At 57.6% G+C, this 25890-nt stretch carries 21 protein-coding genes; 18 read left to right on the forward strand and 3 right to left on the reverse strand.

Annotated features, from left to right (window positions below; translation table 11 throughout):
* Positions 1 to 156 precede the first annotated feature (156 nt).
* Complete coding sequence (locus Q1A71_RS20890; protein ID WP_299681324.1) at positions 157 to 633, reverse strand: hypothetical protein; 477 nt, start codon at positions 631 to 633, stop codon at positions 157 to 159.
* Between the two features lie 746 nt (positions 634 to 1379).
* Between Q1A71_RS20890 and Q1A71_RS20895 the strand changes: the two genes are divergently transcribed.
* The 16 genes from Q1A71_RS20895 (at position 1380) to Q1A71_RS20970 (ending at position 15985) form a co-directional block, all read left to right on the forward strand.
* Positions 1380 to 1580 (forward strand): hypothetical protein, encoded by a 201-nt coding sequence (locus Q1A71_RS20895; RefSeq protein WP_299681327.1) that lies wholly within the window; start codon positions 1380 to 1382, stop codon positions 1578 to 1580.
* A gap of 1464 nt (positions 1581 to 3044) precedes the next feature.
* Entirely contained in the window at positions 3045 to 4013 is a 969-nt protein-coding gene (trbB, locus tag Q1A71_RS20900; RefSeq protein ID WP_299681330.1) for a P-type conjugative transfer ATPase TrbB, read from the forward strand.
* A 25-nt stretch (positions 4014 to 4038) separates the two neighbouring features.
* Positions 4039 to 4446, forward strand: a complete 408-nt coding sequence (locus Q1A71_RS20905) for a TrbC/VirB2 family protein (protein WP_299681333.1) — start codon at positions 4039 to 4041, stop codon at positions 4444 to 4446.
* Position 4447: 1 nt separating this feature from the next.
* Entirely contained in the window at positions 4448 to 4756 is a 309-nt protein-coding gene (trbD, locus tag Q1A71_RS20910; protein WP_299681336.1) for a conjugal transfer protein TrbD, read from the forward strand.
* A 3-nt stretch (positions 4757 to 4759) separates the two neighbouring features.
* Complete coding sequence (locus Q1A71_RS20915) at positions 4760 to 7180, forward strand: conjugal transfer protein TrbE (protein ID WP_299681338.1); 2421 nt, start codon at positions 4760 to 4762, stop codon at positions 7178 to 7180.
* Between the two features lies 1 nt (position 7181).
* Positions 7182 to 7961 (forward strand): P-type conjugative transfer protein TrbJ, encoded by a 780-nt coding sequence (gene trbJ / locus Q1A71_RS20920; protein WP_299681341.1) that lies wholly within the window; start codon positions 7182 to 7184, stop codon positions 7959 to 7961.
* 3 nt (positions 7962 to 7964) lie between these two features.
* On the forward strand, positions 7965 to 8147 hold the full coding sequence (locus tag Q1A71_RS20925) for a hypothetical protein (RefSeq protein WP_299681343.1): 183 nt from the start codon (positions 7965 to 7967) through the stop codon (positions 8145 to 8147).
* A gap of 3 nt (positions 8148 to 8150) precedes the next feature.
* Positions 8151 to 9371 (forward strand): P-type conjugative transfer protein TrbL, encoded by a 1221-nt coding sequence (gene trbL / locus Q1A71_RS20930; RefSeq protein ID WP_299681346.1) that lies wholly within the window; start codon positions 8151 to 8153, stop codon positions 9369 to 9371.
* Positions 9372 to 9373: 2 nt separating this feature from the next.
* Positions 9374 to 10045, forward strand: coding sequence for a VirB8/TrbF family protein (locus tag Q1A71_RS20935; RefSeq protein WP_299681349.1), 672 nt, complete (start codon positions 9374 to 9376; stop codon positions 10043 to 10045).
* On the forward strand, positions 10042 to 10956 hold the full coding sequence (trbG, locus tag Q1A71_RS20940; RefSeq protein WP_299681352.1) for a P-type conjugative transfer protein TrbG: 915 nt from the start codon (positions 10042 to 10044) through the stop codon (positions 10954 to 10956). The genes Q1A71_RS20935 and trbG overlap by 4 nt, the downstream gene beginning before the upstream one ends.
* Positions 10953 to 11390 carry a hypothetical protein gene (locus Q1A71_RS20945; RefSeq protein ID WP_299681355.1) on the forward strand — a complete coding sequence of 146 codons (438 nt, stop codon included), beginning with the start codon at positions 10953 to 10955 and terminating at the stop codon, positions 11388 to 11390. Before trbG ends, Q1A71_RS20945 begins: the two co-directional genes overlap by 4 nt.
* The gene (locus tag Q1A71_RS20950; RefSeq protein WP_299681358.1) at positions 11387 to 12775 is read left to right on the forward strand and encodes a TrbI/VirB10 family protein; all 1389 of its coding nucleotides are present in this window, start codon (positions 11387 to 11389) and stop codon (positions 12773 to 12775) included. The genes Q1A71_RS20945 and Q1A71_RS20950 overlap by 4 nt, the downstream gene beginning before the upstream one ends.
* The gene (gene traF, locus Q1A71_RS20955) at positions 12768 to 13343 is read left to right on the forward strand and encodes a conjugative transfer signal peptidase TraF (RefSeq protein WP_299681360.1); all 576 of its coding nucleotides are present in this window, start codon (positions 12768 to 12770) and stop codon (positions 13341 to 13343) included. The genes Q1A71_RS20950 and traF overlap by 8 nt, the downstream gene beginning before the upstream one ends.
* A gap of 22 nt (positions 13344 to 13365) precedes the next feature.
* Positions 13366 to 14502, forward strand: coding sequence for a carbon-nitrogen hydrolase family protein (locus tag Q1A71_RS20960; protein ID WP_299681363.1), 1137 nt, complete (start codon positions 13366 to 13368; stop codon positions 14500 to 14502).
* Positions 14499 to 15401, forward strand: coding sequence for a lytic transglycosylase domain-containing protein (locus tag Q1A71_RS20965; RefSeq protein ID WP_299681366.1), 903 nt, complete (start codon positions 14499 to 14501; stop codon positions 15399 to 15401). The genes Q1A71_RS20960 and Q1A71_RS20965 overlap by 4 nt, the downstream gene beginning before the upstream one ends.
* Positions 15402 to 15448: 47 nt before the next feature.
* Positions 15449 to 15985 carry a lysophospholipid acyltransferase family protein gene (locus Q1A71_RS20970; protein WP_299681369.1) on the forward strand — a complete coding sequence of 179 codons (537 nt, stop codon included), beginning with the start codon at positions 15449 to 15451 and terminating at the stop codon, positions 15983 to 15985.
* A 471-nt stretch (positions 15986 to 16456) separates the two neighbouring features.
* Here Q1A71_RS20970 and Q1A71_RS20975 read toward each other — a convergent pair.
* A protein-coding gene (locus Q1A71_RS20975; RefSeq protein ID WP_299681627.1) for an IS3 family transposase occupies positions 16457 to 17559 on the reverse strand; the annotation gives its coding sequence in 2 pieces (ribosomal slippage) (positions 16457 to 17298 and positions 17298 to 17559; 1104 coding nt in all).
* Positions 17560 to 17650: 91 nt separating this feature from the next.
* Here Q1A71_RS20975 and Q1A71_RS20980 point away from each other — a divergent pair.
* Entirely contained in the window at positions 17651 to 17857 is a 207-nt protein-coding gene (locus tag Q1A71_RS20980; RefSeq protein WP_299681372.1) for an H-NS histone family protein, read from the forward strand.
* A gap of 64 nt (positions 17858 to 17921) precedes the next feature.
* Positions 17922 to 18053, forward strand: a complete 132-nt coding sequence (locus Q1A71_RS20985; protein WP_299681375.1) for a hypothetical protein — start codon at positions 17922 to 17924, stop codon at positions 18051 to 18053.
* An 83-nt stretch (positions 18054 to 18136) separates the two neighbouring features.
* Here Q1A71_RS20985 and Q1A71_RS20990 read toward each other — a convergent pair whose 3' ends face one another.
* Positions 18137 to 25654 carry a DUF4214 domain-containing protein gene (locus tag Q1A71_RS20990; RefSeq protein WP_299681378.1) on the reverse strand — a complete coding sequence of 2506 codons (7518 nt, stop codon included), beginning with the start codon at positions 25652 to 25654 and terminating at the stop codon, positions 18137 to 18139.
* Between the last annotated feature and the right edge of the window lie 236 nt (positions 25655 to 25890).

Raw genomic sequence — 25890 nt, forward strand, 5'->3', positions numbered from 1 at the left:
TTCGCAAAATCCACGCCGCTTACATCAGCGCACAACATCCGCCGTAAGCGCCAATACCGCGAGAGCGGTTTCGTCCTTGTCCCGCGCTGCCGACGTCGGACACGTCATTACTATAAGTCTGGTGTGCGGTACTTTGCTGCCGTTCAGGATGACCAGCTATCTTTGGCTTTGGTCCAGCGAAACCATCTCCGGAGTGCCGCGCCCGTCGTTCCACCATCGGTTCGGATTATTGTTCTTTGGCGTGTAATTTGCGCGGCTGGCCCATTCCTCACGAACGTGGATAATCGGTTCCTCGTACTGATGAGCGTCGAGAACGGCCTCCATGATTTTTTGAAGCAACTGCACATCGCGCTCGAAGGATACCTTCAGTTCAACAGACGGGTAGACTTCGGTTCCGTCGGCTTCGAAATCCTCGTTGTATATCTGCGTAACCGTCTGTTCTCCAGGTCTTCCTGTCTCGGCCCCCTGAGCGGTTACCGTTGCGTTTCGCTCGTAAGCACCAACGGCAAGCGGATGAACCTTAAAGATGGCATCCAACAGACGTTCGGCATCATCCGGTCGAGTATTTATCTCCATTCGAAAGACAGGGATCAGCTTTCCTGATTGCGAGACAAAGTTCTCGATGCTGCTCATTTCTGTTCTCCCTCGCCAGCCAATTTCCAGGATAGCATACGCAGACGCAAAGATATGTCAGGAGGGTCACCTAGCACCGCTTGTTTTATGGCAGCATTCGTAATTTGGGCTCGCAGCCGGATTTCGCCGCGATCAAAACCAACGTCAGCTCTCGCAGCTTCGAAGCCCTTGGGTCAGAAATGCTTGACGTCTGGGTCAGATTTACGTGACGCGGCCCGTTGATCGGCCCCGGAAATCTCATCCACCAGAGTCAAAGGTCTGAGACGTTCCACAACTGGACTGTCAACGGTCGGGGGGCAGGGGTGGTGCGGCCCGCAGGCGTCAGCCGAGGACACGGCCTTGCCACGCGACGACCGGCTTCAGCCGGGCGCTTGCCGATTGACCGGCCGGGCCAGGTCTGTTGGGCGGACTACCAAACAGGAAAAATGCCGACGGCCTGAGAGCGCAGCGGAGGGGCCGGCGTCCGCTGTCTTCTCGATCCCGTGCATCAAGCGGGATCACCGCTGTCTTCTATCGCCGCAATACGCGTATAAGGCCGGGACGGTCGTGTAGCTGCATCTGGGTTAGATCCGCCTTGTTTCTGGAAAGATGAGAGCTGACGCATCGCGGGCTTGGCGTGCTCGTGGCGGAGCCCCGGCAAGCAGAAAAACGGTTCCCGCCCAAAGTGCAAACCCTCCGATTTTCGGCCTGCACCGCGCCCTGGTTCGATCCGTTGATCCACCTTCATCGAAACAAGGAGAAACCCAATGACACATTACACACTCACCGTTCCCGTAACCTACGACGACAACGGCACCGAACAAACTGCATATCGCCGGGTTGGCGCAGTGTTCGAGAACACGAAACGGGACACCGCTGAAACCTTTCTGACCGTGAAGCTCGACTTTCCCGTTGGCGTCACCGAACTGCTGGCCTTTCAACCGAACATCAAAGATGTCGCTGAATGATGCCCTGGGGGCCGTCGCATGACGGCCCCTTACTCAATGATTGACGGAGAAGCGACGCGCCAAAGACAATTTTCTAAGCGTCCAAACCCGGTCTAGGCAAAAGGACAAACTCACACTGCAGATACGGTTATCTGCGCCGGCGAAGTGGACACTGAAGCGGCGCTGAACTTTTGTCACCAATCTTGTCGGCTGACCCGTCTCTTAGGGGTGCTCTAGTTAGAACGTGAGCTCGACGACATGCACCCTAGCGACGACAACGCTATCCATTGGGCCGTTGTCTGGCCATTGGAAAATGCACAGTTCGGGGCAAACGCCTACTCTCTTTGAGACATAGACCAGGCTATGGACTTGTTTCGATCTACGTGACCCGCTTGGGTTGCAAAAGTGATCAGCAGGCTTTGACGCGCCGCTGGCCTGAAGAACAAGCTGCGAAAGCGACGTCAATTCTGGCAGACGCTTGAGAGAGACATTTCAATATCATGTTATCGTCAAAAAGACCCCTCGGTGCTGCTCTTGACCAAGGGCCGGCTTCCCTTGCTTGGGACCGATCGCGATGGAGTAGCTCAAAAGCAAGCCTGTCACAAAATGCTCTCTGTGAGGCATCGACGTTCATAGATATGATGAGGGCGTGTGAGTGTCTGTCAGTCTTCTTCAAGTACAACGTGCTGTCCCTTGTCGGATTTTTGAGTACATTTGCCAGCCCGGCAGATCGATTTTGAAGGGGGCCAGAAAAACGTAATTATTTCAAAGATCTAGTAGAGTGATGATGGGCAATACCTGCTCGTAACACCAGAACTATGCCTCAGAGATTTGTGAGACCACTTTCGGCCCATTACCTTCGAATTCAGCTTATGTTGGTCAGGATTCTCTGCCAAGAGAGATCTGCCTGTAGAACGGCTGGCAGAGCAATTCCGCTCAGCATCAGGGCGCAGAAAGGCAGATTTCTGCCGGTGGACTTTCTACCCTTCAGAAAAATTCTAGCATTGGTTGAACTCAAAAACATGTTTGTGTTACGCCAGAGGAAGGTCGCTTCGACGCGATGCGTGGCACTATGAACGTTGAAGGCAGTAGCCCATTCATACTGCAGGACGAGTTTGTCGCGCACTTTCGAGCTGGTCGGACCATAGAAGTCGAATGCACCCAGACGATTACGAAATTCCCAACGGGCTATCGAGGCCGTTGGATACTGAGGTGCGTCACACAAGATGGACACGTCAAGACACTTGCGACCGCTCGAAGGCCCACAGAACCGAGAGAGCTCCGAACGCTCGATGGGCTTGGCGGTTTCGTTCTTTACGAACTCAATGCCGGAGTTGCGCCGATGGTTGTGCGCAAGGGCATGGTCGCGCGCTTTAACTCGGACGGTTTGTTACCATAAGGTTCATTATCAAAGTCTAACTTGGCCAAACCGGCTACCAGAAAAGTCTAGCGGTTTCAGCCTATTAAACCTTCTGGCGCTGACTGATGCGTGACGAGCAGGTGCGACGACTGATCGCCAAGCTTCGAAACGAACTGGGGCCACTCATAGTTCAGGCGCTCGATGACGACAACATAACTGAGATCATGCTGAACCCCGATGGCCTGATTTGGACTGAAGGACATCGGACCGGACTGAAGACAATCGGCAGGATGAATGCCGCCCAGGCTGAGGCGCTGATTGGGACCGTTGCATCGTCGGTATCAACAACTGTCACACGGTCCTCACCCATCGTCTCAGGCGAGTTGCCGCTGAACGGTGAGCGGTTCGAAGGGATGATCGCGCCAGTGGTCGCCTCCCCCACCTTCACGATCCGCAAGCGGGCCATCGCGCTGTATTCGCTTGATGATTACATTCGATCCGGCGTCATTTCAGCCTCTGTTGCGAGCGCACTGCGTGTTGCGTTGCAGGATCGCCAGAACATCCTCTTGTGCGGCGGTACGGCCACCGGAAAGACCACGCTGGCGAACGCGCTGATCGCCGAATTGGCAACCATCGCGCGCGAACAGCGTGTTGTGATCATCGAAGACACCACCGAGATCCAATGTGCGCAAGAGAATGCAGTGGTCATGCGCACGTCTGATGACGTGGATATGACCCGGCTCTTGCGCTCAACGCTGCGCATGCGCCCTGACCGGATCATCGTGGGAGAGGTGCGTGGCGGTGAGGCGTTGACGCTCCTGAAGGCGTGGAACACAGGGCACCCAGGCGGGATCGCGACCATTCACGCAAACAATGCGCTGGCAGCATTACCAAGGCTGGAACAGCTCATCGCTGAAGCCACGACGGCTCCCATGGGCACACTGATCGCGGGGTCTATCGACCTCGTTGTCTCCATTTCCAAGACCGAGAACGGCAGGCGCGTGAATGAGCTCGTGGCTGTCGATGACTTCCAGGGTGGCCAATATCGCACCCGCATCATCGAGCAAAAGGAGAAACCTATCTATGCAGCTTAAACTATGCCGGGTCGTTGGACCCGCCGTGTTCGCCTTCACGTCATTTGCCGCTCAGCAGGCCATGGCTTCGGCGCAAAACTTGCCGTGGGAAACACCACTTCAGACCATTCAAAACTCGTTGACTGGCCCCGTGGCCATCGCAATCTCGATCATTGCAATCATGATTGCAGGCGGTGTCCTGCTCTTTGGTGGCGAGATCAACGAGTTCGCACGGCGTCTGATCATGGTGGTACTTGTTGTTGCGATGGTTGTTGGTGCCGTGTCCCTCTTCAACACGCTGTTCACAGCACCAGGCGCATCCATCGGTTCCGATGCGACCAACGGCACTCTGGTCCCTGTTCTGGCGTTGCTGGCACTCGCGGGTATCGCCCGCGGGCTGGCTCAGCGACTTGGCAGTCAGCGTCGTCTGTCTGTCGCAGTGGCTGAACACTAAGATGGACGATCTGCTTCCGGTTCCTTTGCATCCGGCGCTCACGCGCCCCCAGCTTTTTGCTGGGGGCGAACGTGAACCCATGCTCCTGCTGATACTCTGCTGCTTCACGCTCGTGTTCATCGGCCTGAGCTGGTTCACCGTCATCGCCGCAGCTGTGTTCTACGTCTTCGCGGCGTTGATCCTTCGGCAGATCGCAAAGCGCGATCCTCTGATGACTGGTGTCTATCGCCGCCACATCGCCTACCGCAGTTTTTACGCAGCACGCCCAACCGTGTTTGCCCCATCGCGCCGCATCCGCGCCTGGAGATGATCAATGGGGTCTCTGAGTAGACATAGAGCGAAAGACCAGGGCTTTTCCGATCTCCTGCCCTATGCGGCAGTTGTAGATCGCGGAATCATTGCGAACAAAGACGGGTCGCTCATGGCCGCCTGGGCCGTGAAAGGGCCTGATCTGACATCGAGCACAGCACTTGAACGCAACGCGGTCGCCGCCCGTTTCAACGGCATTCTGAACCGGCTCGGGTCTGGCTTCATGATCCACATGGATGCCGTTCGCGTCGCATCGTCGGGATATCCAGAGGCCGACAGGTCGCACTTTCCTGACCCGATCTCGCGGTTGATCGACAATGAACGGCGCAGGTCTTTTGAACAGGATCACGCGCATTTCGAAACTGAGATGGTTCTTATCCTCACGTACCTGCCACCGGAGATCACAAATTCCCGCTTGGCACGCGCGATCTACACGGACGACACCGGCAAGCGCCAAAGCGCTGCCACCAAAGCGCTCTGGGACTTTAAGGCCAGCATCGTCGAGGTCGAGGATCTGCTCAGCAACATCCTCCAGGTTCGCCGGCTCTGGGCTGAAGAAACCGGGGATGAGCACGGCACCATTACGATGCCGGACGGCTTTCTGAGCCACATCCAGCAGTGCATCACCGGGAGACGCCATACCGTCAATCTCCCGCCAGTGCCGATGTATCTGGACGCGATCTTTGGCGAAGACTTCCATCACGGTGTCCTGCCGAAGATCGGTGATCGGTTCATCGGTGTGGTCGCGATAGACGGATTTCCACAAGAGAGCATGCCGGGCATTCTGGCCAGCCTCGATAGCCTTCCTTTGGAATACCGTTGGAACAATCGGTTCATCTTCCTCGATCCGGTGGACGCAAAGTCGCGGCTCGATAGTTTCCGGCGCAAATGGAAGGGCCAGGTTCGCTCCATGACGGCGCAGGTTCTGGACCTCAAGAATAGTGCGGAGAACCAGGATGCGAGCAAGATGGTCGGCGATACCGATGCCGCCTTGGAGGAAGCCTCAAGCCAGATCGTCACCTACGGGTACTACAGCGCCAACATCGTTGTCTTCCATAAGGACCCCGCCGTGCTGGAAGATCAGCTCGCTTACGTGCGTCGTGTCGTTAACAACGCGGGGTTTGTGGGGCGGATCGAGACGGTCAATGCAGTTGAAGCCTATCTCGGATCGCTGCCAGGAAACGGATACCCGAACATTCGGCGGCCTCTCATCAACACGTTCAACCTCGCCCACATTCTGCCCATGAATACGGTTTGGGCTGGGCGCGAAGCGAACCCCTGCCCCTTCTATCCCGACAACTCGCCACCGCTCATGCAGGTGTCATCGTCGGGATCGACCCCGTTCCGCTTCAATCTGCATGTCCATGATGTCGGGCACACGCTGATCTTCGGTCCTACCGGTAGCGGGAAATCCACACTGCTTGCGCTGATCGCTGCGCAGTTCTTGAGATACCCAGGCGCGCAACTCTTTTGCTTTGACAAAGGCCGCTCGATGCTGCCTTTGACTTTGGCCTGCGGCGGTCAGCACTACGACATTGCCGCTCCAGACTCGCCGTTGCTGTTCTGCCCGCTCTCAACGATTGAAACCGACGCCGATCTGGCCTGGGCCGAAGACTGGATTGCAACCATGATCCAGTTGCAGGGTCTAAGGGTCACGCCGCAGGTCCGCAATGAAATCCACCGCGCAATGAACCTGATCCGATCCTCCGAAACGGATCGCTCGATCTCAAGCCTGATCCACACGTTGCAGTCGAAGGAATTGCGCGAGGCGCTGCAATATTACTCCATCGAAGGTGCGATGGGGCAGCTTTTGGACAGCGAATCTGACACACTGCGGGACGGCGATTTTCTGACCTTCGAGATGGATGACATCCTGGAGCTAGGCGAGACGGCTGCAATTCCGGTGCTTCTCTACCTCTTCAACCGGATCGAGCGCCGTTTGGTGAATGGTCGTCCATCGCTCATCATTCTCGATGAAGCCTGGATGATGCTGGGAAGCGAGGTGTTCCGGGAAAAAATCCGGGCTTGGCTCAAGGTGCTGCGCAAATCGAATTGCGCCGTGGTGATGGCGACGCAAAGCCTGTCAGATGCCATGCGGTCCGGGATTATCGACGTCCTGACGGAGAGCTGCCCAACCAAGGTGTTGCTGCCAAATCCGGAAGCACGTGAGGAGACATCCCAAGAGCTCTACCGCACGCTTGGCCTCAACAGCCGCCAGATCGACATCGTGTCGGGTGCCATCCCCAAGCGCGACTACTACGTGATTTCGCCCGAAGGGCGGCGCCTCTTCGATATGCAGCTTGGCGCAAAGACACTCTCATTCGTCGGGGCAAGCGATCCCGACAGTATCAGCCGGGTCCGTGAGCTGCACGCAAAGCACGGCGACGACTGGACAACCCACTGGCTTAGAGAAAGGGGCCTTTAAAATGCAGACACGCAGAACGTTTCTTGTTCACACAGGTATGGTCATTGCTTTTCCGGCGCTCCCGGTTTCGGCTGGCTCAGTAGGCGGCGTTGGCGGCGCACTTGAAGTCACGCAGCTTGCCAATCTGGCGGAGTTGTCCAGCCAGACGATCCACGTCGCGGAAGGTGTCAATCAGCGCGTCACAATGATCACCAATCAGATCCAGCAGATCCAAACAGCGCTGCAATCCTACCAGAATATGGTCGCGAACACGCTTGCCATACCGCAACAGCTTTGGTCCCCCATCGCTGGCAATCTACAGCAGCTCCACTCGGCTGTGAGCCAGGGTCAGGCATTGGCTTACACCATCGCCAATGTTGACGATGTGATCCGGCGAGAGTTCGGCCAGTACAGCGATTTCATCAACAACCCGCTGAGCCGAGCGCAGTATGCCGCGCAATACCAGGGCTGGTCACAGCGAAACCGGGAGACGATTGCTGCGACCATGGAAGCCACAGGCCTCAACATCAATCAGATTGGGACCGAAGAAGCCTTCATCAACACCCTGCGCAACCAGAACTCCAACACAGGGCGCACGCAGCTCTTGCAGGTGGGCAATCAGGTCGCGCTTGAGCAGGTCGGACAGTTCCAGAAACTCCGTCAGCTGGTCGCTGCGAACACGCAGATGATGGGCGCCTACTTCGCCAAGAGCGAGGCCGTTCGCGATGCGGAAAAGGCCTCAACCGACGAATACTACGGAGCGCCCACAACCTTTAACACAAGCGATGGCGAGGGGTTTTAGTCCGTGAAACCGATCATGTTCATTGGGATAGCCGTAGCGATCTCTGTCGCAATTGCGGCGAGCATCAACATCTTTGTTGTCACGCCTCCCGCCACAGTGAGCGAACCCGAACCATCCGCACCAGCCAGCACTGGTTTTTATGGTAAGAAAACAGATTTTGACACGACGGACGGCGAAGGGTTTTAGCAGATGGTACCTGTTTCAATGACTCAACGGGCGGCGCTATTCTTCGTTCTGCTCATCGTAGCATCCTCAGTGGCAACAAGTGCGATGGCGCAAGACAATGTTCTTGATGGAATTTTGCGAACCTATCGTGATGCGGCAGCCACATGGCAGGGAACGATTGTCAGTCTCGCGACCAATCTCTTCATTCTGCTTGCGACAATTGAGTTCATTTGGATGGGTATCAGGCTGGCCGTACATGGTGCGGATCTACAAACATGGGTCGGAGAACTGATCCAGAGGATCATGTTCATTGGCTTGTTCCTCTTCCTGCTTCTTAACGCAGGTTTTGCTAGTCAGATCGTTGATAGTTTTCGGCAGGCCGCCGGCATAGCGAGCGGACTTAGCGTGCCCATCACACCGGCAGATGTTCTCGAAATCGGTTTGAACATTGCTACTACGCTCACTGAGAACGTTTCGATCCGAGACGTTCCGGGGTCTATCGGGCTGATTATCACCGCCCTGATCATGACAATCGCTTTCGCACTAATGGCCGCGATCCTACTGCTGGCGATTGTTGAGATGTATATTCTGATCAACGCCGGTATCATTCTGCTCGGCTTTGGTGGCTCGAACTTCACAAAGGATATCGCGGTCCGCTTCCTGACTTACATTGTCAGCGTTGGCGCAAAGCTCTTTGTGATACAGCTTGTCATTGGTCTGGGTCTGACGCTCTTGAACGGCTTTGTCGCTGGTTTTGATGCAGACGCCGACAACGACCAGGCGCTCATCTTGCTCGGGGTCGCAATCACCTTTCTCGCGTTGGTTTGGTCGCTGCCCGACATGGTGCAGTCGATCATCAATGGTGTGGCTTATGGTGGCTCCGGTGGACTGATGCGGGCTGTTGCGACCACGGCTGCCGGGGGCGCTGTGGCCGCAGGCGTCGCGAAAGGCATGGCCGGGGGGGCGTTTGGTGGCGCCCATGCTGTCCGCGAAGCGTCCAAACTCGCCAGTGCTCAGGGCAATCCTGGGTTCAAAGGCACAATGTCGAACCTCGGCGCCGCGTCCGCCAGCACGCTTGCCGACAGAATCACTGGCACGCCCGGTTCCAGTTTCGGCTCGCAGGCAGGCCGCACGGTAGACAGGCTCAGACAGCAGCGTGCGAGCCAGGGCGCAGCGGTGCCAAAAATCGAGAGCAATCCAGCGCAAGTCTACCTCAGCCCGGCGGATAACTCAGGGAACAAATAGGGATGAAACAGAGATCAAAAACCGAAAACCCATATCTCGCCGCCCGCGCCGAATGGAATGAGCGCTACGGCTCTTTCGTGCGCCAAGCGCGTATCTGGCAAGGTGTCGGGGTACTCTCGCTGACGCTGGCGATCGGAGCAACAGGCTATGCGCTCTATCTCGGCTCACAAAGCCGGATCGTTCCTTACGTGGTCGAAGTGGATCGGCTTGGGAATGCCCAGGCGGGCACTTACGCCCCAAGTGTCCAGTATACCGAAGAACGTGTGATCGAAGCGGCCATTGCCGATTTCATCTCAAACTGGCGCGGTGTGACAGTCGATGGTCGGCTGCAGAAAGACCGCATCAACAAGCTTTATTCCTACCTGTCGAGCTCTGATCCTGCGACGGCCAAGCTGAACACGTACTTCCGTGAACAAGGCGGGGACCCTTTCAAGCGCGCGAAGATCCGCACCGTTTCCGTGGGTGTTCATGCGCTCAACCGCATTTCCGATCAGTCCTATCAGGTCGATTGGTCGGAAGTGGAATACGACCGCGAAGGTTATGAGCAGGGCCGCCGCCGGTTCCGCGCGATCATATCCATCGCGATCATTCCACCCACATCCGAGCAGCTCATCATGCAAAACCCGGTTGGCCTTTACGTGACCGACTACGATTTGACGGAGATAACGTCATGAACAGAACACTTGTCGCGGCGACAGTCGCCGTCCTCACTGCCACAACCGCCTCAGGCCAGAGCGTGCCCGCTGAAACGCCTCCTGAGGCGCCGCCCCCTGCCCCATCTGTCGAGCCGGTACCGACCGGCCTGACGCCGGATCAAGAGCGGGCCACTGACCTTTCAGCGGAGTGGCGTAACACGCCCGGTGTCATCGCCCCTGGCCCTGATGGCTCGGTGCTCTTCCTCTTTGGCCAAACCCTTCCCACGGTGGTCTGTGCGCCGCTTCGCGCCTGCGACATTCAGCTGGAGCCGGGTGAAACTGTCATGAACGTTCATGCCGGGGATATTGTCCGGTGGCAGTTTGACGGCGCGCGATCCGGCCCGGATGGTGTGATCTCCCACGTGCTCGTCAAGCCTACGGCGCCCGGTGTGGAAACGTCGCTCTCAATTATGACGGATCGGCGGACCTACTACATCAACCTCAAGAGCCACGAGACGGAATACATGCCCCGCGTGGCGTTTCGCTATCCGCAGGCGGCAAAGGATGTCGTGGCCAAACTAGAAGCCGCCAAACCGAAACCAAAGCCTGCGCCAAAGGCCGCAGCACCCCGCAAGCCGTCGGCCCCCAGGGCAGCGGCGCCGGTCGCTGGCAATCTCGACTTCAACTATCGGATCAGAGGGCGGCAGAGCTGGACGCCGGTGCGTGTCTATAACGATGGTCGCAAGACCTACATCGACATGCCGCGCGGCTTTCAGAACGGAGAAGCCCCGACGCTGCTTGTGGTCGGCCCGGGCCGCAGCGAACAGCAGGTCAATTACCGGATCGTTGGGAGCCGGTATGTCGTCGATACCGTATTCTCTGAGGCGATCCTTGTGGCTGGTACGGGCAGATCCGCCGCTCGTGTGAAGATTTCAAGGACAAGATCATGAAGCGGTTTCTTCTCAGCCTCGCAATCGCGGCCTCTGTCAGCGGCTGCGCCATACAACAGAGCTTTTCAGCCGGTGACTATGAGCTGACACCAAAGGCGATGTCCTTGCTGGCCAGCGATTTCATCCCGCCGCTCAAGCGTGAGATCCCGCGCTCGCACCAGCTGGAGCTCGTCGAGGTTTCGCCGGAGTTCACACCGCTGCTGGAAAGCGAGCTGCGCAACGCAGGATACGCGGTCACGGTCGTGAAACGACCCAACAAGCAGTCCCCTTCCCGCTCGGTTCGGTATTCGCTGAGCCCCTTCGACGGCCCCACGGTCTGGGCGGTCATGAGCGTCGACAAGGCGTTCTCCGTGGCGCGCGTCTACACGATTCAAGGCGGCACTCTGCGTGCCGCCGCCCCAGAAACCATCCGCTACTCGGAGGCTGGTCAATGACGGACAATCCAAACGCGAATACGGAGGACATGCGAGAGGACATGCCCTCTGGTACTCCCGGACGTGCCCCCGGCGTCCGGCGATTGAACCGCCTTCCTCTCATTATTGGCGTTTCAATCGCACTTATTTTGCTGGGGCTCATGACGCTTGCTCTGATGAACCGGACGGCCATTCGAGAGGGCACCGATGTTGCAAGCGAAGAGAGCCGCCAGAGTGCGGGCGATGATGCCTCGGCACTCACAAGCGGACAGCCTGACGGCATCATCAGCGCGGAGCCTGTAGATCTTGGCCCCTCCTTTGCAGAGACAGTCGAGACGTCAGATCCGGTCACGCCAAGCGCCGTGCGGCCTGTCGCCACGCCAACGGCGTCGCCGACGACGGAAGTTGATCGACGGGCACGGCTCGCCTCGCGCATTGCGGAATATGAAGACGAACGATTGATGCAGCAAATGCAGCTGGAGGATCGGCTTGAGACCGATGCGCTCAACTCGAACACCCGACTGGCTTTGCCGGGCCTCGATGGCGCCCAGAATCCGCGCAATGGTCAAGGTCCAACGACCAATGCGCAGGCGGTTGCAACCGCAGGTGTGGCCTTCCCCGGCCTGCCCGGCACGCAATCGGCACGGCAGGGAGCGCCGACAGCCACACCACAGGGCGCCGGGCAGCCCCTGACTGCTAGTGAAGCGCTTACCGCCATACAAGGGTCCAGAACTGCGGAGACCGTTGAGGCGAGCAAAGAGGCCGCCAAAGCCGCCTTTCTGGACGGCGCTAAGCGGTTGGACACATCTGATTACCTCCAGCGCGCGGTCCAAAAGTCTCTCTCTCCCTATGAGCTCAAACAAGGCTCGGTCATTCCCGGTGTTCTGGTGACGGGCATCAACAGCGATCTGCCCGGGCGGATCATTGGGCAGGTCAGCCGAAACGTCTATGACAGCACGACCGGGCAGTATCTGCTCATTCCGCAAGGCACCAAGATCTTTGGTCGCTACGACAATGACGTGGCTTTCGGTCAACAGCGCGTTTTGGTGGCGTGGACCCGGCTGGTGTTCCCCAACGGCTCGGCCATCAACATCGAGGGTATGGCGGGTACGGATCAGGCAGGCGCTGGCGGCTTCGAGGACCGAGTGAATAATCATTGGGGGCGCACGCTTCAAGCCGCTTTGCTCATCTCTGTGATCGGGGCCGGTGTCGAAAACCTGACGGACTCAGGTGACTCCGATGATGTGGCTGATGCCATCCGCGACAGCTTTGGCGACACCTTCAGCTCAGTGGTGACACGCAGCGTGGAACGCAGCCTGTCGGTTCAGCCCACGCTCGAAATCCGCCCAGGCTATCGGTTCCTGATTGTCGTCGATAAGGACATGGTTCTGAAGCCCTATGGATAGGACATTTGATCATGCCATCGCGGGACCACGGCATGCGACTGGCAGCGACAAACAGGCGGTCAAGCACCTTCTCGGTGGCTTTGTCCTGCTGGTGGTCGCCATGCTTGCGGCCTATGCCGGTGGTGTTCGCTACAACGGGTCGCCCAGCTATCCCATGGGCTTCTATCTGCTGAAGACGCTGGACAGGACGCCGGAGCTGGGCGCTCTGGTCTTTGCCTGTCCACCAGACACGGAAGCGTTCCGCGAGGCCCGACGCCGGCACTACATCGGACAGGGGACCTGCCCTGCAGGATATACACCCATCATAAAAAAGGTGGCCGCTAAACCCGGTGATATCGTCGATGTTGGCTCTGCCGTGTCAGTCAATAGCGTTGTGCAGCGCAACACTGATATTGCCGCAACGGACGTCCAGGGCCGGACGCTTCAACGGTATCAAGGCGGTGTGATCGCACCGAACCATTACCTGCTTTTGTCGGACTTCTATGAGGGCAGTTTCGACAGCCGCTACTTTGGCCCGCTTCATCGGAGACAAATCATTGGTAACGCACAGCCTGTCCTCACCTGGTAGAATGTTTGCCGCAGAAAGCCCCATGGCGGCCCTGGCCTTTGGTCTGGTCGGGTGTGCCATTGGGGCGGCGGCGTGGAACGATCACGCAGCACTCCTACCGCTGGTCGCGCTCTTTCCGCTCTGCTTTGGTCTGGCTCCGACGCGGATCTCCGCGATCACCCTAGCCATGGGCTACTTTCTTGCGGCCAGTCGCGGCCTGCCCGTCGGGGCCGCAACCTTCTTTGGCTCTGACATCGCCGTTGGTCTGATCCTCTGGCTCGCGGCCTCGTCGGTCTTCGTTCTGGTCCACGGCGCGTTTTGGTCGGCACGGCCAGCCTGCCGCGCGTTCGGGTTCATCGCGGCGACGATCCTCATGGCGATCCCGCCGTTCGGGATCCTCGGGTGGGTCTCTCCAGTCACCGCAGCTGGTATACTGTTCCACGGGCTCGGCTGGGTTGGGCTGGTGGCTACTCTGGGCCTGTTCATGGCACTGACCTACGGAAAGGCCCGCCCTGCCCTCTTGAGTCTCACCTGCGTTCTCTGGGCTGGTGGCGTTCTGATGGGCGAAGAGCCGCGCAAGCTGGACGGCTGGGAAGGCTTAGAGAGCAACGTGCACTACAGTGCCGGATCACGTGACTTCCAAAGGTCGTTCACGTTTGTCACAGAAGCCAAACGGCTCGCATCACAAGCCGATGCGCCCATTGCGGTCTTTCCGGAAGGCGCAATGGGCTGGCGGACGCACACGGCGGAAGAGGCATGGAAGGACCTGGCCAAGCAGACTGGTAAGATCATTTTTGCCGGTGTCGAATACACCAATGGCAAGGGCTACGACAACGCGCTCGCACGGGTGACCAGCACAGATGTCGAGATTGTCTATCGGCAACGCATGCCGGTGCCGGTCTCGATGTGGCGTCCGTGGTCAGAGCAATCCGCGAAGGCGCATTTTGATCAAGCGCCAATGGTGATGTTGGGAGGACAACCAACTGCGGTGCTGATCTGCTATGAGCAATTGCTGGTCTGGCCAGTGCTTCAGTCGCGTTACGCTGGCGCTGATCATGTTTTGGGGATCGCCAGTCTTTGGTGGGCGGAAGGCACGTCCATACCCGGCATCCAGATGACGGCTATGACGGCCTGGGCGCGCCTCTTCAACATGTCCCTGACAGTGAGCTTTAACAGATGACCGATTGGATAAACTCGGGCAACACAGTCGCCGCAGCGGTCTTGGGCGCGCTCAACGCCGCCAGCCCAGCGGACCAAGAGGAGGCCAGCCAACGTTTAGCGGCGTCGGTTTCGACGCCCTGGGCCATTGAAGAACAATGGCACCCGGACGCTTTGCCCCCCATTGGGCGCCGCCTGCTCGATGGGAAGCACGAGAACGTCGAAAAACTGGTGTTCGCCGCAGCCGAAAAGTACCGCAACCACGATGCACTCGCGCGGCTTGGTATCACCCACGACGGGTTCCGGGCCTGGCTTATGGCGCTGATCAAGCAAGAGTCCCGCTTCTCGGCCAAGGCGAAATCGCCGAAGGACGCCTTTGGCCTCACGCAGATCATTCCACCAACTGCGAAATCGCTCGGGATCTATCCAGACTACTACAAGAGCCCTGAGCTGCAGGTGGATGGCGGCGCGCGGTATTTGCTGGATCAGCTGGAGAACTATGGCTCGATGCCACTTGCCCTTGCAGCCTATAACGCTGGGCCGAATGCGGTGAAAAAGTTTGGCGGGGTCCCACCCTACAAGGAAACACAGGGCTACGTGGCCGCTGTCGTGGCGTTCTACAATCAGTATGCCCGTCAGCTCGGAACGATCCCGACGGTCAATTCTCTGGAGGCATATGACCTGCGGGTGGCCGAAGCGGCCACGCGCGTTGCCAGCTTGGGTCAGATTGAGCCCGAGGCGCCAGCAAGATGGGAAGCGACGGGCTCGACATCGAGTTCAGAGGGACCAATCGACCTGACGGATCACTATGTCTCTTGGCAGGCCAGTGGTCCAGTTCCGGCCGAGACCTCGCCGGATGGGATGGTTGAGGAGCGTGTTGATCCATTCTCGGCCGGAACAAAGGTCAATATCCAATTCTGACGGATCGCGTTGGCTTCAATGCGATCGCTGAAAGAGAGGATCATAAGATGAAACCAGACCAAGTTCACATGGCCCTGTGGCGGCGGATGATCTTAGCAGCACTTCGAGTGAAGGTTCGGTTCTGTGATGTCTACGCGGTGACATCTGGCGCGCCAATGATCCTCACCTGCAACCATCAATCCCTGCTTGACGGGCTGATCCTGGCCTTCGCCTGTCCGACCAAGATGGTCTTCCCGGTCACACCAAAACACTCCGTCGACAATGTGTTCACAAGCTATGGGTTGCGGCTGCTGGAATGGCTTGGCCTCGGCTGGGTCGTTCCTATGAACTCAAACCACCCTTACGCTCTTCGCCATCTCCAAAGCGCACTGGAGGCCGGTCGCAGCGTCGCGATCTTTCCTGAAGGTCGTATAGCGCGGCCTGACCAGCAGCTGCCACACAGGGCTGGCGTTCAGTGGCTTCAGGACCGCACAGGCGCGCCGGTGGTGCGCGCTCGGTTGACTGGTGCCGATCAAAGCCGGTTGTTCGCTCGTGCAGGTACGAGGTTTCGGCCAGAGATCACATTGGATTTGGGTGGCGGATAGCCGTTTGCGCTCATTGTCATCTCTAAGCGCCTATTGACCCTTAAGATTTTAATCATCCTGTGTTGCTATGGCAGCGGCATCAAATTGCAAAGAAGGGACCACCCACGGCAACCGATGTCAGCAAAATGAGCGCATCCGAGTTAGACAAGCTGAGCGCGAAGATCGAGAAACGGCGACAGGAACTGACCCGCCAAGAAGCGCTTGCGCAGATGGAAGCAGTCGCAAGGAAGCACGGTGTGGACTTCGCTGAGATGGCTCGATTGCACAGCGCAAAACTCCCTAAGACACCAAGGAAGGCCAAACGGAAAGTTGCGCCCAAGTCAGCAGTCAAATCGGCCGCTAGGGCGACAACGACAACGACAACGAAGCTGACCTGCTCCCCTTTGAGTCCGCGTTTTTCAGTTAGCTCTGTTCAGGGTTGCTGTGCTACCGGAAGTGTCCCCGCTTGGGGCTAGATTTTCCGCCCTTTGATCACACAGACGGGCTGGATGCGTCTGGCAATTTCATCAGCGCTGCTGGGACGTTGTTCCCAATGGCGCTGTGCGGTCTTTCTTCGTTATAGTCTCTACGCCAAGCCTCCAACTTTTCGGCGGTATCTTCAAGGCCCATGAACCAATGAGCGTTCAGGCATTCGGAGCGCAGTTTGCTGTTAAAGGCTTCTATGTAGGCGTTGTCCGTCGGCTTTCCCGGCCGCGAGAAGTCGAGCGTGACACCGCGCTGATAAGCCCATAGGTCCATGTCGCGCGACACGAACTCGCTACCATTGTCCACCCTGATCGTCTTGGGATAGCCGGTCTGACGGCAGACTTGATCCAGGGTTGAGACCACATCTTCGCCTTTGTAGCTGAACTTGGCATCCAGCACAGGAACATATCGGGAGAATGTGTCGACGACTGCCAGGATGCGTATCTTGCGACCTGTGGCCAGCTGATCGTGCACAAAATCCATCGCCCAGACATCGTTTGGATGCACGGCTTCCTTGCGGTCTTCGCGCAGCTTCGCCTTTACACGCCGTTTGGGTGTCTTGTTCCTGAGCTGCATACCCAACTCCTTGTAAATACGATAAGTCTTTTTCGCATTGATCTCCCAACCTTCCCGGCGCAACAGCACATGGACCCGCCGATAGCCAAACCGCACGCGTGTCTCACAGATTTCCTTGATCCGCTGCTCCAACGCGGCCTGGTCGCGCCGACGAAACCTGTACCGATATGTCCGCGGATCGAACCGGATAAGACCACAGGCCCTCCGGATCGACACCCGCCAGTCAGTTCTGATCTCGTCAACCAGCGCTCTTTTGCGAGCAGGCCTTAGAGCTTTCGTTTGATAACGTCCTGAAGCATTTCTTTGTCCAACGACAGGTCTGCGACAATCTTCTTCAAACGCCTGTTCTCGTCTTCCAACTCTCGCAGCTTCTTCATGTCCGTCGGCAACATCCCGGCGTACTTCTTCTTCCAATTGAAATACGTCGCCTGGCTGATCCCAGCCTTCCGACAAATCTCAGCAACAGGTGTTCCTTCTTCGCCTTGCTTGATGATGAACGCCTTCTGCGCGTCCGTGAATTTGGATGCTTTAATCGCTATCCGCTCCTCTCCCAGCCAAAGAAAATCTAGCGGAAAACTCTATCCATAAACGAGGACGTTTTCAGGGATCACAGCAAAGCGCAAAGTGGCGCCAAAGGCTATCTCGAAAACGACGGCGAAACCAGCAGCGAAAGCGGCTCCCAAACTGGCCACGAATTCAAAGTTGGTTTCGAAGGCGAAGTACGAGAACCCCGACAATCCGAAACAGACGTGGTCAGGGATGGGACGCAAGCCGGCGTGGTTCATCGCCCACCTGGAAGCAGGCAAGAAACTTGAAGGGTTGACAGCTTAGTCCAATCCGATGCTCGAACTTCGACAATGACATCAAAGATGCTCGCGCACCTAAGGGCGCGGGCATGCCGCCGAACTTCTACTATGATCAGGAGGACTGCCTGCGCGAACGCGTCGCTTTGGGCGCGCCCTGGAGCTTCTCGGCGCTCCGGCCCGAAGCGGTGATCGGCTTCACCGTGGGCAACCCGATGAACTGACCTGCTGCCTGCAAATTGGACCACTCAGGTGCGGCGGATCAACCAAAGTCCATTAAGTACCATAAAACTGTTGAGTAGCCCGATCAAAGGAAGCTAAAGTCTTGAGCTGTCAGAGAAGAAGTGTCCAGGTTCTCGATCAAGATCGTATCAACATTACCGTAGGAAACTTGCACGTCCGCTCCATGCTGAGTGATGTTCAGATCGCTAAAATTCAGTCCTGTGAACTCGATCAAATCTAAGCCATCTTCAAAATCGTGAATCGTGTCGGAGCCATCTCCAGTGGTAAACACAAAAACATCAGCGCCTGAGCCGCCAATCAGGCCGTCTGCACCCGTTCCGCCGTTGAGAGTATCTTCGTTTGTGCCTGCGAGCAGTAGATCATTTCCCGCTTTGCCAAGTAGTGTGTCGTTGCCAGACTCGCCGAAAAGAGTGTCGTTGCCCTCGCCTCCGTCCAACTCATCACTGCCATCATTTCCATAGAAAGTGTCATCGCCGGTTCCAGCAAAAACTCGGTCATCGCCATTGTCTCCAGTCCCGGAGTCCGCACCATCACCTAGCCAGATCTCATCATTTCCATTTCCGCCATGGACATTGTCGTTCCCTGACCCTGCATCAACAAAATCGTTGCCCTCACCTGACCATATGGTGTCGGACCCACCACCGCCCAAGAGTGAGTCGTAGCCGATTTCACCATAGATTAGGTCATTTCCCGCACCACCGCTTATAGTGTCATTGCCCTCATTGCCCCAAAAGCGATCATCACCTCCATCACCCGTGACCTCGTCATGTCCCCCACCACCTGTGCCAGAGTCGTCGCCTTCGCCTAGCGAGATTACGTCGTCGCCATCACCACCGTGAAGAGTGTCATTTCCATCACCCCCAACGACGTGATCGTTGTCTTCTCCTGCATACAAGATATCGTTACCTGACCCACCATCTAGCGTGTCTTGCCCAAACTGGCCAAACATGCGGTCATCGCCATCACCACCGTTGATTTGGTCATCGCCATCCTGACCCCAGAACCGGTCGTTGCCCCCGAGCCCAGCGAGCGTGTCGTTGCCGCCTTTGCCAACAAAGACATTGTCAAGTTCGTTGCCGCTCAGATGATCGTTGTGCTCTGACCCTGACGCTTGCTCTATATCGATGTAGACGTCACCTTGTGCATCGCCTTGTGCTCCGGTCCCGGCCGCAAGATCAACGACAACGCCAACAGAAGACGCGTTGTACATGACACGATCTTCTTCACCTTCTCCTCCATTGAGCTGGTCGGCACCTGCGCCTCCTTCCAGATAGTCGCGTCCGCCGCCGCCAGACAGCGTGTCATTCCCTAAGCCTCCGTACAGCCAATCATCACCAGTACCACCTTCCAGCGAGTCCGTCTCGCCTGCCCCACGAAGCGTGTCATTGCCCGCGCCACCCCAAAGAACGTCGTTCCCAGCATCCCCGTAAATGGAGTCAGCGCCATCGTCGCCCCAGATCGTGTCATCGTCGTCTTCGCCTCTGATCGTGTCGGCCCCCTGTCCACCAGCAATCTGATCGTCTCCACTGCCTCCCTTAATGCTGTCATCTCCAGTGTTTCCGAGACCAATATCGGCCCCAGGCCCAAGGAACAAAGTGTCGTTTCCCGCACCAACATCGATCCAGTCGTTACCTTCGCGACCTTTTACACTGTCATCACCAGAAACGGCATAAATGAGGTCATCGGAGTTTGTTCCGGTGCCCTGCATCTGTGTGTTTCGGTCGATTTCTGTCGCAGTCCAGGTGCTTCCATCGGAGAACTGAATACTCTCAAGTCCAGCACCGCCGCTGGCAGCCTCATCAAACTGATCGGTCACCGCAATGACCGCGCCACCCGTCCCCGCAATGATTATGACCAAGTTGTTGGAGAAGTAGTTGCGCTGCAAACTGACATCGGCAGGCAGAACATCTGTCAGATGCAAAGCATCCACTTCGATCATGGACGTGCCTTCGTCCGTGATCGTGTCGCTACCGTCACCGCGGGACCAGACATAGGTGTCGCTACCGGTCCCCCCGCGCAGATCATCAATGCCTTCGTCGCCCTCCAGCTTGTCTGCCCCGGCATTGCCTCGGAGGGTGTCGTTTCCAGCAAGCCCTCGCAGGTCGTCCTGACCGCTGCCGCCAACAAGGTTATTGTTTCCGGACGTGCCGGTTGAGACGCTCGGCGTAGGCGCCGAACCAGTCTCATAGACGTTTCCGCTGCCACGATGATCGACACTCTGCGCGAGAGACGCGAGGAACTCCGCCTGGGTGATGCGGCCAGAGGACAGGTTGTTTTGCCAGGTTTGCGCTTCCGCGGCGACGGGCAGTCTTTCCAACGCATTGAGATAAGCGCGCTCAACAAAGGCCGCCCCGCTCAGCCCATGCACAGAGTTTTGCGCAATGCCCTGAATGTCTCCGCTCAGGTCCAGCAGTTTTTGCGCGACGTCCGCAAGCGTGTCACTCCCCTCCATGAGAAGGCTTGAAAGGTACGCCAGCTCATGCGCTGTCACGGCCCGATCGTAGACGATATCGACAAGATCGGTGATCAGCATCTCGACATAAGCGCGATCCAGAATGCGCTCGTATTCCGCCGGGTTGATGAGCACATCAAAATTATTGGTAATCCGGTGCCCATTGCCAATCACAAGGTGCTCTACGGACTCCGCAACGTCGGCGGCCAAGGCATCGCGACTGCCACCACCGGCGAGCTCTGCCAGATGCTTGTCGAGCTCTGCAAGAGAAGCGCCCCGCGCAAACGAGTTGAGGTAGATTTGCGTTATGAACAAAGCGTCTGACAACGTCCCGTAGCGCGTCGTAAACTCGTCTGAGGACGTCAGCGCAGCGACGAGCGCAGGCCTGTCAAGCTCACCGTTCGAGGCATACTGCAGCAGTACTTCGGACTCTTCGCGCAGCATATCGCGGTCAAGAACCGTGTCGTAAACGCGCGCAGCTTCATCCAGCATGCGCGCAATGGACGCTTGGTCCAGTCGCACAGAGTGAGCTTCTGTCTGAGTGGCTCCGCCGCTGTCCTTCCAGGTTTTCTCACTGGTCCAGGTTTCAATACCAAAAGCATCGAGTGTATGACTCACAAGGAAGTGTTCGCCCTCGGTCGCGTAATCGACACCATTGTCCCAGGTGTAAGTTCCATTGTCGGTGACTGAGCGGGAAATCGTCTGCTCAACACCGTTCTTGTTGATTGTCGTCAGACGCCCATCTGCGGTTGTCTGCGTGACGTGACGGCTGATCTCGTCACCGTCATCGTTGTAGCCAACCTCGGTGATGGTCTCCGCACCGCTTGTTGCAACAAATCGCTCTTCGAAGAGGTTGTCTTTTCCGTTTCCGTCGAAGTCAAAGGTCTGGGTCGTGGTCCGCCCATCGCGGCTCACATCCGTTATCTTCGATGTCCGCAAATCCCCGTCGGCATAGCGGGTCTCATTCAGTGTGTGACGACTTCCATCCGCATTCAGTGTTGTTGTGGATGAGGAGTTTCCGTCCAGGACACCGTCACCATCCATGTCAAACGTCATGGTTGACGACAATCCATCGGCGGCAATTGTTGTCACCTCCTCGTAGGTTTTTTGGTTCTGCCACGCGGTTTCGGTCGTCGTCTCTATGCGATCACCGGAGACATTGAATGAGGTCTGCGATACGAACTTGATATCTTCAGTTCCATCGCCATCAAGGTCAAACTCGGTGCGGCGCAACATGCCGTTCGCGGATGTGAACTTTACAATGCCAGCACCTGTCAAACCAATGCCCGGGATGTCTGAGTAGTGGACCGTCACATTCCGGCTGTTATCCGTCACCATCAAGATTTCACGGTCGGTGACCGTATCACCATCCCGATCATAAGTCTGGGTTTCCGACCAACCATCTTCGCTCACGACACGGGTCATTGACCAGTTTAGCGTCCCGCCGATACCGAACTCGGAAGCGGTTTCAGTAACGCCTCCACTCGCTCCATTGGTCGTGGTGATTGAGCGATCAAGATGACCGTTCTCGTCAACATCAATGGAGTAGGTCGTGGCAAGACCGTCACCGCTCGTAAGCCAAGTCGCGCTGGACAGCTTGTTGGACTGGCCATCCCAGGTTTCCTGGGTGCGCGATACATAACCGCTATTCATGAATAGTGTGGTGTCTTCTGAGCGAAGATCCGTTTGATTGTCGCCATCAAAGTCGTACGTCGTCCGCGAGAACAGACCACCGTCGGAGGTTTCATAGGTCTCTGCGGCCAACTCTATGTTGTTGCTGTCCGCGTGCGTAATTGTGCGAACCACCCAGCCTGTTTGAAGAAGCGAGGTGACATCCGTCGTGTTGATTTCAAAGACGCTATCTCCATCTCGGTCGGACTTGATAGTTGTCTCGAGGCCATTGGCGGAGACAGTTTGAAGAACACGTGCATCAAGAGCGCCGTCCTCATCGAAATGGGTCGTGTCTTGCACAAGCTGCCCGTTGTGATCGCGGTTCTCTATGACTTCAACGTCAGTACTATCGTCACCGTCGATATCGACCGTGCGCAGCATTGAGCGCCCGTCTGCGCTGGTGACGGTCGCTGTCATGCTCAGCACATCAGTATTTGCGGACCGACGCTCTTCGGTTATGGTTTCAACGCCATTGATCGTAAGTTCCAACGTGGTCTGCATGGTCAGATCGTCGGCACCATCGCTGTTGTGATCCCAGGCTTCCGTCCGGTCGCGCCCATCATCGCTGATTGTCAGTTTTGCCGAGCGATAGGTGGTGTTGTCATCGTCCTTCTCGGTGGTCACCGTCGTGCGAGATCCATCGGCATTCAGCGTGGTTGTGATGATATGCCTGCGCTCCACGTGACCGTCACCGTCTGCATCCATGGTTGACGTAGTGGTCAGTTGGTCGGCACTGGTGGTGACCGTGCGAAGAGACTGGAGGTCTCCTGTCGCAGAGAGCTGCTTTTCCGTTACGATCCGATCACCATCGCCCCTGATCGTTTCGCGCGACCAGATATCGGTTTGTCCGTCACCGTTCACGTCAGCGGTGGTCGTAATTCTGTCGCCATTGTCCGAGGTGGTTGTGGTCGTCTTGCTTCTTTTGACGCCTGAGCCGTCAAAAAGCTCGGATGTGGAGCGAACGCCTCCATCAGTCCGCAAGGCCTCTGCCTCCTTGAGCCTAAGGTCGTGAGCCCCGTCTCCATCTTGGTCGAACCGGGTCGTTGTGATCAACCCGTCGTCGCTGCGGGTGATCTCGACGGAGGACAGCAGCATACTGTCTTCAGATCTCACCTCCTGCGTCGTGACCTGCTCACCGTTTTGTTTCAGAATTGTTGTGCTAGTCTCAACGCGCTCGAAGCTTCCGTCACCATCGGTATCGCTCTTGATTGTGGTCTTCAGCCCGTCATCCCTGACCGTGACCTCGCGCGTGCTGCGCTCGGATCCATCGCCGTTCTTTGTCACCAGCGTCTGCGTGCGGCTGCCATCGGCGTTCAGCACAGTGGTGCTTTCGTCGGTGACATCGGTGATCCCATCGCCGTCGAGGTCGCGTGTCGTCCGCGAGATAAGACCGTTGGCGCTGATCCAGGTCTCGGACGAGGTGATCGTGGCGCCAGTGGCCGCCTTGCGCTCATCTGTGACGGTGGTAGTGCCATCGGTGGCTTGCGCCGAGACCGTGATCTGATCGGCGATCCCGTCCCCACCCGCGTCCACCTCGGTGGTCATGACCCGCCGGTCGGCGCTCTCGGTTGAGGTGCTGCGGCTCAGCAAGGTCGTGCCGTCGCCAGCATAGCTCGAGACCGTGCGCGTGATGCTGTCACCCGCCTCCAGCACCCGAACATCGACCATTTGGCTGTCAAAAGCACCGTCGCCATCGATGTCCACGCGTGTGGTCGTGGTCAACCCGTCCGCGCTGGTCTCGACCACGGTTTTGTCGCGCAGGGTGGTGTCCTGGTTCCGCATCTCGATGGTCTGCGTCGAGACACCGGCACCGTCCACCGTGGTTAAATCCGAGATAGCCACATCTGTATCGCCGTCGCCATCTGCGTCTGTTGTGCTGGTGACGGTCAGCCCGTCTTCGGAGGATACGGTGGTGCTGCTGGCCAGCACGGTGCCGTCGATGGCACGCGTCTGATCGAGCGTGGTCCGCTCTTGCGTGGCTCCATCCACCGTGACCGAGCGCACCCGCTCATCCGCATCAAAGACACCGTCCTGATCCAGGTCCACCCAGGTCTCGGAACTGACCTTATCCGCCCCCAGGGTCGTCTTCTGCATCGACCGGACCGAGCCATTGGTGTTGGTCACCGTCACGGTGTTTTCCCGACTACCATCGCCGTGGATCACTGTCGTATCGACCGTTGTGCTGTCGATATCATTATCGCCATCCACGTTCGCTTCGATGGTCTTGGTCAGCGCGTCTGCTGACTGCGTCTGTGTGACCGTGCTGCGGGTCGTGCCCGACCCGTTCCGGACCGTCAGAACCGAGATGCTGTCACCACCGGTGCCAAGCGTGATGGAGAGGTCTTCGACGGTCTCAACCACCCCGTCACCATCCACGTCGCGACTGATGGTCTTGCTTTGCCCATCGGGGCCAACCACCATCGTCTCCGACGACCGCAGGCTCCCATTCCGGTTATGTGCCTCCGTGCTCTCCGTGCGGCTGTCGTCAGCATGCTCGGTGATGCTGTGCGTCACCGTCACATCATCCAGACCATCGCCGTTCTCATCGGTCCCTTTCGTGCGTGTGAGCCCGTCGATGGTGGTCGTCTCGCTGGAGCTGCGAATGACATCACCGTTCTTGGCCAGGTCATGGATCACAATGCTGCGGCTGCCATCGGGCGCCGTCGTGCGGATCTCTTCCTGGTCGAACCAGCCGCCGCCCGTGGAGTCCCGCTCGATCGTCACATCGCTGCCATCGGCACTGGTCGTGGTCACCACGCGGCTGGTCACAATCGCCGTAGTCAAATCCGAGCCGTTTTTATTCACGACGGTTTCTACTTTGTTCCCATTCACCTCCTGCATCGAGATCTCCTGCAGTCGGTCGACCACCCCGTCGCCATCGTCGTCGTAGCTGTTGGTGATGCTCGATCCGTCGGGGCTGGTGACAGAAGTGATGACATAGGCCACATCGCCCGTCGCAGTATAAGCTGTGCTGACCACCACCCGGTCGCCCGCGCCATTGGTGCTCTCATCCTGCTCCACGCGGTAGCCCTGCGCCTCGGCCACCAGTGTCGCATTCGCCACCGTGCCTGTGCTGCCATCCGAGCGCGTGAAGCTCGTCTGCCCCGTGATCATCGAGCCATCCGGCAGCTCGATCCGCGTCGTATCCGCCGTCAGATCAATCGAGGTGATGCCCTCTTCGGTGAGCGTCTTCGCCGTGGTGGAGCCATCCGCATTCGTGACCAAGACCTTGAAGTCCGCAAACCGCGCATCCGAGGCGTCCAACACCCCGTCGTCATTGCTATCAAACACCGCCCTTAGAGCCGCCAGATCATCCGTCGCCGTCGGATCCCACTCGGTGAAGACATATTCCTTCTTCTCCGAGATCGCTCCATCCCCATCGTCATCGATGAACAGAACGCCATCGCCATCCCCAACCCAGGCTGTCCGGTGCAGCAAACCGTCACCGCCAGCGTCCATAAACACCGTCGACTTGGAAAGCTCAGTGATTTCTAGCCCGTCATCGTCCAGATCAAGAAGGATGGGCGGCTTGCCCCCATCACCTCCACCACTTTTTTGGGAGGGCGACGAGTGACGTTCATTGTAGACCCTGTCGACTTCCGCTTCACGCTCGTACGCATGACTATTGTCGGAGCGACGATCTTCCGAGCGTAGATCACGATCGATATCAGCCCTCTCCCTCTGTTCCGCTCTTC

Origin of the sequence: uncultured Roseobacter sp., from assembly GCF_947493125.1 — a bacterium.
Lineage (GTDB): Bacteria > Pseudomonadota > Alphaproteobacteria > Rhodobacterales > Rhodobacteraceae > Roseobacter.